Annotated in this window: 13 protein-coding genes; 6 read left to right on the top strand and 7 right to left on the bottom strand. The window is 43.8% G+C overall.

The window, feature by feature from the left end; genetic code table 11:
* Window position 1: 1 nt before the first annotated feature.
* A complete protein-coding gene (locus EIZ58_RS23810) occupies window positions 2–706 on the bottom strand; it encodes an MBL fold metallo-hydrolase (protein ID WP_134703437.1) in 705 nt (234 codons plus the stop codon).
* A gap of 183 nt (window positions 707–889) precedes the next feature.
* Here EIZ58_RS23810 and EIZ58_RS23815 point away from each other — a divergent pair, with 183 nt between their 5' ends.
* A complete protein-coding gene (locus tag EIZ58_RS23815; protein WP_167577918.1) occupies window positions 890–1,453 on the top strand; it encodes a YitT family protein in 564 nt (187 codons plus the stop codon).
* A gap of 20 nt (window positions 1,454–1,473) precedes the next feature.
* Here the strand turns inward: EIZ58_RS23815 and EIZ58_RS23820 are convergent, their stop codons facing one another.
* Window positions 1,474–1,995: a DinB family protein gene (locus EIZ58_RS23820; protein WP_240689357.1), complete on the bottom strand. Its 522-nt coding sequence runs from the start codon at window positions 1,993–1,995 to the stop codon at window positions 1,474–1,476.
* Between the two features lie 160 nt (window positions 1,996–2,155).
* Here EIZ58_RS23820 and EIZ58_RS23825 point away from each other — a divergent pair, with 160 nt between their 5' ends.
* Entirely contained in the window at window positions 2,156–2,260 is a 105-nt protein-coding gene (locus tag EIZ58_RS23825; RefSeq protein ID WP_134703439.1) for a GapA-binding peptide SR1P, read from the top strand.
* Between the two features lie 54 nt (window positions 2,261–2,314).
* Here EIZ58_RS23825 and EIZ58_RS33785 read toward each other — a convergent pair whose 3' ends face one another.
* Window positions 2,315–2,644: a hypothetical protein gene (locus EIZ58_RS33785; RefSeq protein WP_167577919.1), complete on the bottom strand. Its 330-nt coding sequence runs from the start codon at window positions 2,642–2,644 to the stop codon at window positions 2,315–2,317.
* A gap of 282 nt (window positions 2,645–2,926) precedes the next feature.
* Window positions 2,927–3,712, bottom strand: a complete 786-nt coding sequence (locus EIZ58_RS23835) for an exodeoxyribonuclease III (RefSeq protein ID WP_134703441.1) — start codon at window positions 3,710–3,712, stop codon at window positions 2,927–2,929.
* Window positions 3,713–4,137: 425 nt separating this feature from the next.
* Between EIZ58_RS23835 and EIZ58_RS23840 the strand changes: the two genes are divergently transcribed.
* A complete protein-coding gene (locus EIZ58_RS23840) occupies window positions 4,138–4,332 on the top strand; it encodes a cold-inducible protein YdjO-related protein (protein WP_370297790.1) in 195 nt (64 codons plus the stop codon).
* Window positions 4,333–4,388: 56 nt separating this feature from the next.
* Here EIZ58_RS23840 and EIZ58_RS23845 read toward each other — a convergent pair whose 3' ends face one another.
* Window positions 4,389–5,768, bottom strand: coding sequence for a YjiH family protein (locus EIZ58_RS23845; RefSeq protein ID WP_134703443.1), 1,380 nt, complete (start codon window positions 5,766–5,768; stop codon window positions 4,389–4,391).
* A 371-nt stretch (window positions 5,769–6,139) separates the two neighbouring features.
* Here EIZ58_RS23845 and EIZ58_RS23850 point away from each other — a divergent pair, with 371 nt between their 5' ends.
* Entirely contained in the window at window positions 6,140–6,397 is a 258-nt protein-coding gene (locus EIZ58_RS23850) for a hypothetical protein (RefSeq protein WP_134703444.1), read from the top strand.
* A 27-nt stretch (window positions 6,398–6,424) separates the two neighbouring features.
* Window positions 6,425–6,565 carry a protein-tyrosine phosphatase family protein gene (locus EIZ58_RS33790; RefSeq protein WP_167577920.1) on the top strand — a complete coding sequence of 47 codons (141 nt, stop codon included), beginning with the start codon at window positions 6,425–6,427 and terminating at the stop codon, window positions 6,563–6,565.
* On the opposite strand, the gene EIZ58_RS23855 is transcribed toward EIZ58_RS33790, so the two are convergent.
* Window positions 6,566–8,176: a Na/Pi cotransporter family protein gene (locus EIZ58_RS23855; RefSeq protein WP_134703445.1), complete on the bottom strand. Its 1,611-nt coding sequence runs from the start codon at window positions 8,174–8,176 to the stop codon at window positions 6,566–6,568.
* Between the two features lie 162 nt (window positions 8,177–8,338).
* On the opposite strand from EIZ58_RS23855, the gene EIZ58_RS23860 reads away from it, so the two are divergent.
* Complete coding sequence (locus EIZ58_RS23860) at window positions 8,339–10,015, top strand: sigma-54 interaction domain-containing protein (protein WP_134703446.1); 1,677 nt, start codon at window positions 8,339–8,341, stop codon at window positions 10,013–10,015.
* A 148-nt stretch (window positions 10,016–10,163) separates the two neighbouring features.
* Here EIZ58_RS23860 and putP read toward each other — a convergent pair whose 3' ends face one another.
* The gene (gene putP, locus EIZ58_RS23865; protein WP_134703447.1) at window positions 10,164–11,621 is read right to left on the bottom strand and encodes a sodium/proline symporter PutP; all 1,458 of its coding nucleotides are present in this window, start codon (window positions 11,619–11,621) and stop codon (window positions 10,164–10,166) included.
* Between the last annotated feature and the right edge of the window lie 34 nt (window positions 11,622–11,655).

Raw genomic sequence — 11,655 nt, forward strand, 5'->3', positions numbered from 1 at the left:
CTTAAGCCCCTCTCCTTCCTTCTTCAATAACATGTTGCATCACCGATTGAGGCTGATTGAGCATCGCTCCGTGACCGACTGCAAGTAAAGAAGGTTCAAGCGCAAGCAATTTTTCCGCACTTTCCATTGCCTTTTCCTTATCCCATGTCGCCATTGCTGGAAACGGAAACCATAGCTTGAACGTCCCCGAAACTGCTGTACCTCCTCTTGTTTGAAATGCATCTCCTGCTAGAAGTGCTCGACTGCGCAAATCCAAAAAAGCCATAGACCCAGGTGTATGACCAGGCGACGCGATCACTTGCAAGGATCCGATTCCTTCGCCTTCCTGTAACAAACAATCGGGGCGGGTTTGAACTCGTTTCGGAACCCCACCGCGAATAGGCGCTTCCCCTTCATCGGGAAGCAAGCTCCGATCACCAGCCAACAATCGTGCATCTCTAGCGGAAATACGAACCACAACTTCAGGCAAAGATCTCTTTAATTCATCAAGAGCACCCACATGATCTTGGTGCCCATGTGTCAAAAGAATTTCAGTAATGGGCTTTCCGATGGCAGCAGCTGTGGCGAGGATGGCCTTTGAACTATAAGGTAGAGCTGCATCCACAAGCGTAAGAGTATGCTCCTCTTCTACCAAATAACAATTCACTGGGAAAAAACGCGGCAGAAAAGCGAGCTGATAAACCATTCCGTTTTTTGTTACTTTCATAAATTTAACACGCTCCCCACAAAAACTAATCCTATTAGTTTTATTATAACTAATGGGATTAGTTTCCGTCAATACTGATCCTGCAAATTTCTCTCATGTCTAATTTGGCCTTGTACCACATAAATATAAACATCAAATCAATCGAGGATAACTATGCACCTAATCAAAATTCTCCTTCTATTATTGTGTGGAAGTACCCTGATTAGTATCGGACTGAACTTCTTCATTGTCCCCAGCCAACTTGTAGATGGCGGGATGATTGGGCTTGCCTTAATTCTTAACTATATCTGGGATGTCAAAATAGGGAGTGCACTCTTAGTCTTTAGTGTTCCTATCTTTATTATCGTTTGGTTTTATAAACAGTCCTTTGTTTATAAGGGAGTTCTAGGCATTTCCATGACTTCGCTGATGGTCAATGTTCTCCATGATGTTCCTTTCCCCTTCGATCCTTCTCCTTTGTTGTCGGCCATTTTAGGTGGATTGCTCTTAGGATGCGGAGTCGGACTGATGTTTCTATTTAATATCAGCACAGATAGCCTTGATCTTTTTGCCTTGTTCATCTCCCATTCTCTCAATGTCAATCTCGGCCTCATTATTTTTATTCTAGATTTTCTAGTGATTGGACTGGGGTTTCTCTTGATGAATCATGACCAAAAGGTCCTTTCGGTCATTGCTATTTGTGCACATGTAAGTACCATTACTCTATTTTCTATACTTAAGAACAAACAAAACAACCCCGCCTATTGAATAGACGGGGGCTATTTGTTTTATTGAGGAATCTGCTCAATCCTTAACCCAAAGATCTGCGGAGGATTTACCTGATTGGCTTGCATGTACGCGGAAAGCTGCCCTCGATGGTGAATTTCATGCTCTGCCATTGCCATAATTAAACGCCAAGCACTAATTTCGTAGCCTAAGCCATTCTTTACCTTGGCTGTTAAATGTTCTTCTTCCAATGCATGGAGTCCGCTCATAACCGCGCTATGACAGGCCTGAAGATAGTGTAGGACCTCTTGCTTTGTTCGTCCCTTATCTAGACCATGTCCAGGATACTTCCACTCCTTCTCGGTGATAGCATGTAAAAACATAAGCTCTGCAGAGCCTAGGTGACGAATGATATCGCCGATCGAAAACTTATCTTCCCCCGGCCGCCAGTCTATTAGCTCTTCCGGTATTTCTCTCGCGTAATTCAAGGTGCGTTTCCGAACTCCTTCGAAATGGGCAATTAACTCTTTTTTAGGGATCAATTCCATCGCCTCCACACCTAAGCATTTTCTTGATTTTACCATATCTTCCTCCATCCAGATACAAGACTTTCAGAGTGGACGAAAATTGACCAACCAAGACATAAAATGCAGTCTGTGCAGCTTAATAGATCCCCTTTATAATACAAATATGACATACTAAACGGTAAATAAACGATACTAATTTAAAAAAGGAGCTCAAACCATGACAATTTTAATCTGCCAAGAATGCGAAACAACCATTGACTTTATGCAGGATGAAAAGGTAGCTACTCTTTATGGTAAGTGTTCCTGCTGCCAAGAAAATTAATACCCGATATAGATGTGAAAACTCATGAGCCAATCTCATGAGTTTTTTATTTTTTTATTTTGTCTCTGATATTTTGCCTACTTCTATCGTAGGATTTTTCTTTAAGTCGTCTATGTAACGATACGCTGCTTCCTTCGTCGGGAAGTGGGCATCCGACAAATCTTCATCGAGTACCCACTCATTTTTATCTGAGGAATAAACCTCAACATCCCAAGTTCTGTCCTCTTCAAGCCGGACATCTACTTCCACTTTCTTTTTTGGCATTGGATCCTCCTTTTTAAGCTTCGGTACAGACACCGTCCCAAACCATTCTTCGATAGGGATTAACCTTAATATGTCTTGCATGGCTGCACCCGATTCTAAAGTCCCACATAGTTCTATCATACCATTTTATGGACAAACTGGCAGTAGACGGACATTCCCCCATCCGAGCCATCGAATCTTATCCTAACAACAAACAAGGAAGGGGATCACTATGGTACCACCAGTAAATCGTATACCCCATCTCTGGGATTCATTATCTAAACCACGCCAATCCAATTCAAAACCACCACGACATATCCCCAAGACTTCCAATCAAGCTGCTTCTTCACTATTTCAGCTCAAAGTTGCTAATTCTATAGTTGGGCAAACAATTGACATTAAGATATGAGCAATTTCAGTGTATCAAACAGACTCCTCTCGGCCGCTGCCACACTCCAACTCCAATTCAAGCATAATAGGACAATGATCACTCCCCATCACCTGCGAGTGTATGTGGGAATCCCTCACCTTTTCTTTCCAGCGGTCAGATAGAATAAAATAATCGATGCGCCAGCCTATATTCCGCTCTCTAACTTTGGCCATGTAGGACCACCAGGAATAAACTTCTGCACGGTCTGGATACAGATAACGGAAAGTGTCTGTAAATCCGGACTCCAGCAGGTGGGTCATTTTCCCCCTCTCTTCTTCCGTAAAACCTGAATTTCCTCTATTGGTTTTTGGGTTTTTCAAGTCGATCTCCTGATGGGCCACATTAAGATCCCCGCAAAGGATTACAGGCTTTTTCGCGTCCAGTTCAAGCAAATAGTTACGAAATAGATCTTCCCATCTCAAGCGATAAGGGAGCCTGGCTAGGTCTCTTTGGGCATTTGGAGTATACACATTTACCATGTAAAAATCCTCAAACTCTAAAGTAATAGCCCTTCCCTCAGCATCATATTCCTCAGAGCCTATCCCATACCGAACCGAGATTGGCTCTTTCTTCGTAAAAATCGCTGTGCCGGAATATCCTTTTTTAACCGCATAGTTCCAAAACTGAAAGTAGTCCTCAAGATCGAGAGAGATCTGTCCCTCTTGCAATTTGGTTTCTTGCAGGCAGAAGATATCTGCATCTACATCCTTAAAATAATCCAAAAAGCCTTTCGCCACACATGCCCGCAGTCCATTTACATTCCAAGAAACGAATTTCATTTTGATATACTTTGTCTCCTTGCCGCATAAATTTTTCAAGACTCATTTTAGCCTAGCTATCTTCCCTTTGTACAGACTATAAGTTGTTAGACTTTCTCACAAACCTCGCAATGGTCTAGCGAATTATGATATGATTCCACAATATAAAAGGATTAGGGTTCTAGAACCAAAAAAGGCATACTGGAAACAGACTTAAGCTCGCTACGAGCAGTAAAAAAACTTCTCATAGGCGAGAAGTTTGGCTATACCATTGAAAGACAGGCTGGCAGGGAAAAGATTTTCGCCTTTTGCCGTACCAAAGGCTACAACGCTTATAAGGGAAAAGAATGGTCTGTCATCGGGGTTATACAAGAGCGGAATCCTAATTGTCTCTCTTGGCATGAAGAGGGATTTTCCCGGGCAGATTAAAGCGGGGGGTGTTTGAATTGCTTACGCAGGAACCTAAGCAAAACCTGGTGCCAGTACCCATTTGGCGATGCAGAAACAGCGAATGTAAGGCATTCGTGCGGGAAGAGCTGGCTGCTTCTCCCTCACCTGCCTGTCCTTTGTGTAATGGACCGACGATTCGAAGCGTGAAACACTTACCTGAGCTTGTGAAGAAATATAAGAAGCCCAAATGACAAGCATATGGGCTTAGAGGTAAATGCCTGCCCTGCTAAAAGCAGGGCTTTTTCATTTAGAAAAACAAGTGCGCCATAAATACAATAATAGGAAGTGAAATAAAGGTACGAAGCAGGAAAATCAGCACTAAATCTTTAAAGCTAATGGGAAGCTTAGATCCAAGCAATAACCCTCCAACCTCTGACATATAAATTAATTGAGTAACCGAAAGACAAGCGATAACAAATCGCGTCAATTCACTCTCAATGCTACTTCCTAGAATTGCCGGCAAGAACATATCGGCAAAACCTACAACGACGGAGGGTGCTGCAGCTGCTGCTTCGGGTACCTGCAATAAAGTAAGAAGAGGAATAAAGGGCGTTCCTAACCAGGTAAAGAAGGACGTGTACTCGGCAATCAACAGCGAGAGGGTTCCAATCGCCATTACAATAGGGAGAACACCAAGCCACATATCAACAACGTTTTGAAAACCATTCCGAAAATATCCGCCTGCTCCTTCGTTACGACTTGCTTGAGTAACAGCTTGACGTACTCCCCAACGGAATGGGGTAACATTAGGAGGAATGGACTCCTCTTGCTTTTCTTTCCCTTGATAATAGCTGTCCGATTTCCGTGAGAGTGGCGGAATCCGAGGCATGACGATAGCCAGTACTAATCCCGCTGCCAGGATCGTTAAATAATATTGAAAAAACATATGACTAAGTCCAAGCTGGGCTAAGACAACGATGGAAAAGGTAATGGAAACGACTGAAAACGTGGTCCCAATCACAGCAGCCTCACGCTTCGTATAGTATCCATCCTCATACTGCTTGTTGGTTAGCAAAACCCCGATTGTTCCGTCACCCAGCCAGGAAGCTAAACAGTCAATGGAGGAACGCCCAGGCAGAGTGAAGATAGGTCTCATAATTTTAGCAAACAAGGCTCCAGTAAGCTCGAGCAAACCAAAATCTAATAATAGGGGCAAAAATAAGCCTGCAAATAAAAACACCGTAAACAAAACTGGAATTAAGCTTGTCAGGAGAAGGCCACCTGTATTTTCAGACCAGATCCATTCTGGACCGAACTGTAAATACGTTAACAAAGCAAAGACAAAGCCCAGAATACGTGATACAACAAATATGGCATCAACATCAAACAATTTAGACAAAAAGCCCGATTTTTGAATGACTCGCCATTTAAATCCCTTACTTAAGATAGTCCCAGCCAAAGCCAAACCCATGACTAAGGTTACCAGTCCCGTTAGAATACCAGACAGCGCTCCCTCTAGCTCCTTAGCCATGATCGCAACCGGAATCGTCCATCCGTCTTGGTAGGGAATAGGAATCATAAAGAGAAAGATTCCGATAAGCGAAGGTATGATAAACTTTAAATAATCTCGCAAGCCATAAGCCTGCTCTTTGTGATCTTGTTTTACTCTTACTTGTGGTGCTCCCATGAGTTATACCCACCCTCTCCATCTCGATGACATTTCCTTTGATAGCGTATACATTGTATTTTAAAGCAAGAATCATACCAAACCACAAAGAGTTGCATTCCGGTTCTTTTAACTGTATTTAGGTGCTTAAAACCTTTGCGCTGCAAATCAATTTTGCGCATAAAACGACTAATTTTTTGCGATCTCGAAAAAACCACCTTGGTAGGTGGTTTCAATAGCTTCTTTAAATCTACAATTTCGCACCCTTCGTACCAACATCACAAATCCAAGTATTATTTTCCTACTTATCTGTCGAATTTATACACCCTAGCTTTTCACCCTTAAACTCGCTATCATAAGGATGATCTTCAAAAGAATGGGAGTGACAAATTTTGCAATCATATCAATCATTTCTAGAAGGATTATTTATTTGCGGGGAGGCCGATGTCCCTCTTGTTCAAGCCAATGAAAAAGCAACCCTCATTGTGGACGTGAGAGCCGATGCTAAACAGAGCGCAGGTTCAGGTAGCGGCAATTGGGTAAATATCCCACTTGAAAGCGGCAAAACCCACCAATCCCACGAATTAAAACAAGCCATTGATCAGCTTGTTGATGCCTATCATAAAGGAGAAAAAGCCGTCCTTCATTGAAAAGGCGGAGCAGGCCGCGCAGGTAGCGTGGCAGCGGGTGTATTGCTTGCCCTTAAAAAGGCACATTCAATTGACGAAGCGGAAGCCATGATTCAAGCTATACGCCCTCAGGTAAAAATACCTCCTGAGTTTAGGGAAGATCTCAAGAGCTTATTTCCACCTGCTTAGTTATCTCTTTCTCAAGTCCTCGTGTGAGGACTTGGGAGCTTCCTTCCCAACAGACACATGATGTAGTGTTCTCCACGCGTGAAACACTAACCGATCAATCCACAATAAGAAGTCGATATACCTTAACCCCTCTTCTACGTCTTCCCTGCCTTGTGCCATCTCTTTTAATGCTTCCCGTCTTTGAGTCCGGCGAACCTCTGCAATAGAGGTGGATAGCTGTTCTAGCTTGCCTACATGCCCACCGACTCTTGAGAACGCAAGCTCTTTTTCTGCTTCTAACAGCGCAGAATGAGCCGATGTCACTAAGCAGGCTACCTTGGGCTTCTCTGTCAACCCCTCTAACAAAAAGCCCTCTTTGGTTACACGGATTAACCTCGATAAGTGATCTAAACTTTGCAGAATAGCTACATGCGATTCATAGGTTTCCTGCTGCTTCGGATCATTTTGCAATGTGGCTAGAAATTGACGGACTTTCCGTATAGCTTCTTCCACTTTCTCTAATCTGATTTTCAAACCATGGCGATGACTGCTGGTTTGAATCTCTGTGTAAATGACCCGGTAAGTCTCAGCAGTCAATTGCAAAACCGTTCTCCTAGCCGCTTCAAGTGCGACCGGCACTACCGCGGCTACTGTCGGGTCCAAATCCTTTAGATAATTATCCCCTCGATCTGGCATTACGCGCATGATCAACCTGGCAAATCCCTTTAACATCGGTGCAAATATGATTAAACCAACAAGATTGAATAAAGTATGAAAAGCGGCTAAAGACACCTCATCTGAAAATCCAAAAGCGGACGCCATCGTTCGAACACTCAGGATGAATAATGGCAATAGGAGAAAGGCAACTATACCCGTAACCAAATTAAACAAAATATGAGCCAATGCAGCACGCTTGGCTGTCAATGCAGCGCCTAAAGACGCTAAAGCAGCGGTTACCGTCGTTCCAACATTCTGACCGATAACGAGAGCAGCAGCTTGGGATAAATCTATCGTTTGTGTATATAGCGCTGTCAGCGTAACAGCCACCGCTGCGCTCGATGACTGCATGACTACCGTCATGGCAATTCCAATAAAAACAAGCAAGATGCGAATCCCTAAGGCATCTCCCTGCAGGCCGATTAAGTCAAAGGCATCAGCCAGTCCCTTCATTCCAGCTTGCATCAGGTCAATCCCAACAAAGATGAGTCCAAATCCCGCCACTGTTAAGCCCTGTGACGTATACCTCCCTCCTGAAAAAAGCTTCATAAAGACTCCAAGACCAATCATAGGCATGGCCAAGATGCTAATATTTATCTTGAGTCCGAGCAGGGATACCATCCACCCCGTACTCGTGCTCCCAATGTTTGCTCCAATGATGAGTCCGATCGCTTGTGTCAGGGAAAGTATTCCTGCACTCACAAACCCGATCGTCATTAAGGTTGCGGCACTTGAAGATTGAACCAAGGCTGTGATCAATGCCCCAGAAGCAATAGAGGAAAACGTCCCACCCGTCAATCGGCTCATCCATCTTTTTAGCGATTCTCCTGCCATGGCTTTTAATCCATCGGTCATCAGCGTCATCCCTAGCAAAAATAAGCCAATTCCGCCCACTACACTAGATAGAATATTCATGGTCTCCCACCTTCCTACGAATATCTTACTAAGAAAAAGGGAGAGGGAATGTAAAAAATGTCACATTACTATGCACACACCTGTACAAGACAACGTCATATTAGCGATTCGTTACAAAACATGATACAGTAAGGGAAGAGAATACAGGAAAGGGTTTTTACGATGTTCAAATTTGGACAACTGAAAATAATTGATGATATACGGATCTTCCCTCCGACTCCATCCTTAGCGGAAATAAAAAAACAATTAGATCAGGTATCATGTGTTATCATCACCAACCAACAGCACTATGTTATCAAATCCAATGAGAAAGAGCTCCTCTTCGATCATGAGGAACTCACTTTAAAAGAATGGCTGGAGAAAACCAAGTGGCCACCCTCTTCCTTGTGTACGGAAAGTAAACTTGCCTTTGCTGATTGGCGGCGCCCTGCCATTATTAGCCACCAAGATCAGATTTGCGGGGTCGTGACAGCTGAAGCCTGGGTTGAACACCTAGCACTAGAAAATCAACGAATAATGGCTTATTTTCACACCCTTCTCGAGACCGTTAATGATGCGGTAACGGCTGTAGACCAAGAGGGACGTGTCATTAGCTGGAATAGTGCCGCGGAGCAGACGTATGGTATCAAGCGGGACACCATTATTGGCCGCAAAATCGGAGAACACTTTCAAATGGAATCGATTGTATTGCACCGAATCCTCGATGAAGGCCGTCCCGTCCGGGGAGCATACCATCAGCCCACTCCCGATACCCATGTGCTGATTAATGCTTCTCCCATTATTGAAGGACACTCCGTTATCGGTGGTATTGCAACGGAACATGATATTACGCGCATTGTGAAACTTAACGAAGAGCTATATTCCTTCCTCCCGGATCAACTCCAACAAGATAAATCTTTTTCGTCGTATATCGGAGTCGGATTCGAGATACAACAAGCATTAAAAATTGCCGAAATGACAGCCAACAAGGATATTCCTGTGTTGCTGTTAGGCGAACCCGGCACGGGAAAAGAAATGCTTGCCCAAACGATCCATTACAACAGTATGCGAAATGATGGTCCTTTTCTAACGTTAAATTGCTCAGCCCTTCCTTCTGGACTCCTCGAAGCGGAGCTGTTCGGCTACCAGGGGGGGGCCTTTAGTCGGGAAGCCTCTGGTAAAGCAGGCAAACTCGAGCAAGCCGCAAATGGTACCTTGTTCATTGAAGACCTTGACCACATGCCCATGGATGTCCAGATCAAATTCTTTCAATGTTTAGTCGAACAGTCCTTCTACCCGGTTGGTAGTACAGAAGCCTTACCACTGCAAACGCGGATTATTGCTGCAGCTCCCCCTTCCCTTGAGAAGCAGGTGGGACAGGGTGAATTCCATCATGATCTTTATTACCATTTAAATATGATGACCATAGAGATCCCTCCTCTACGTGAACGAAAAGAAGATATCCCAGAGCTCGTTCATCAATTTATAAAGGAGTTCTCCATTAAATACGAGAAACCTCAGCCAACCCTGCCACCTGAAGTCATGACCGCTTTGCTGAACTATGAGTGGCCAGGCAACATCAGTCAGCTTCGCAACGTGATGGAGCGCTGTATCTTATTAGTCGACAGTGACCGAGTAACAATACAGCAACTGCCGCGAAACATCGCAGACAAAGCCCCTGCCGTTGCTCCTGAACCTCAGGAAGTTGTTTTGAAGGCTAAGGTGTCAACAGAAGAAGAAGCTTCCATTATTGAAGAAGCCTTACGCAAAACCTATGGTAATAAAAGTGCTGCTGCCAAGCTTCTAGGCATCTCTCGAGGAACGCTATATAACAAAATGAGGGACTATAATTTATCATAATAAAAAAACTTCTATCGATTTTCAGGGTAGCCAGACCGCCTTTAGAGATTGTTCACTTTAATGCTTTAGTGAACTTAAACTTTCTTAAACAGTAAAAAAGCGTGTATTCTTCCGAAAGGAGAACACACGCTTTTTTATTTTAGGGCTATTATGCCGCTTTGCTATATTTTTCAAACTGTTCTTGTATGGATCCTTTCGGCTGAGGCGTAAGCAAGCTTACAATCACGATAGCAATCAAGCTTGCGGCAAAGCCTGGGATCATTTCATAAATATCTTTTAGCGCAGGGAATTGAGTCCAGATAATGACCGTAGCAGCCCCAGCCAACATTCCAGCTAATGCCCCCCATCTTGTCATCCTTTTCCAATATAAGCTGAGTAGAATCACCGGTCCAAAAGAGGCACCGAAGCCTGCCCATGCATACCCTACTAACGATAGGATTGTTCCGTTTTTCGACCAAGCCAATGAGAGGGCGAACAGGGATACCAATAAGACCGATAGACGACCAATCAACACCAGCTCGCGATCGGATGCGGATCGACGGAAGAACGTTTTGTACAGATCTTCTGTTAAAGAACTAGAAGTAACAAGCAGTTGGGAAGAAATCGTACTCATAATTGCAGCGAGAATTGCAGCTAATAAAAATCCAGTAATGATCGGATGGAATAAGATTTCACTTAATTGAATAAACACGGTTTCCGGATCGGATAAGCTCAATCCACCCTGATTGTAGTAAGAAATTCCGACTAGACCTGTAAACATGGCGCCAATGATAGAGAAGATCATCCACCCCATACCGATACGTCTCGCTTTCTTAATCTCCCCTACCGAAGAAATGGCCATAAAGCGGACGATAATATGCGGTTGCCCAAAGTATCCAAGTCCCCAAGCAAACAAAGAGATAATTCCAATCGCCGTTGTTCCCTTCCACATATCAAATAGAGCTGGATCCACAGCTTGAATCGTCTCAAAGGAAGGTCCAATTCCACCCACATGCATGATCGTTACAGCAGGCACGAGAATTAAGGCAATAAACATAATAAGTCCTTGTACAAAGTCTGTCCAGCTAACGGCCAGAAACCCTCCAAATAGGGTATAAGCCACAACCACCGCTGTAATTAACCAAACACCCGTATGATATTCCAATTGAAACGTATTCTCGAACATTACGCCTCCGGATACCATCCCAGCCGATACATAGAAAGTAAAGAATACTAGGATAACCAACCCTGAAATAAGTCTCAATATATTCGACCCATCTCCAAAGCGATTTTCTAAAAATGACGGGATCGTAATCGAATTGGTAACTTCCGAATACACCCTTAATCTTGGGGCTACATAGATCCAATTGGCCCATGCCCCGATCACCAGTCCAATTGCGATCCAGGATGCACTCAAGCCTTGCGCGAACATGGCTCCCGGCAATCCCATTAGGAGCCATCCACTCATATCAGAGGCTCCTGCACTTAGCGCAGTAACCGCAGGACCCAGCGTCCTTCCTCCTAAGACATAATCAGATAAGTTAGATGTCCGCTTATAAGCGAAATATCCTATATATAACATCCCCAACATATAAATTACAATCGAAATGAGTAATTGATAATCCATTGCATATCTCCCTCCTGATGTAAAGCGCTTTCTT

It is taken from the genome of Ammoniphilus sp. YIM 78166 (assembly GCF_004522215.1).
Classification (GTDB): domain Bacteria; phylum Bacillota; class Bacilli; order Aneurinibacillales; family RAOX-1; genus YIM-78166.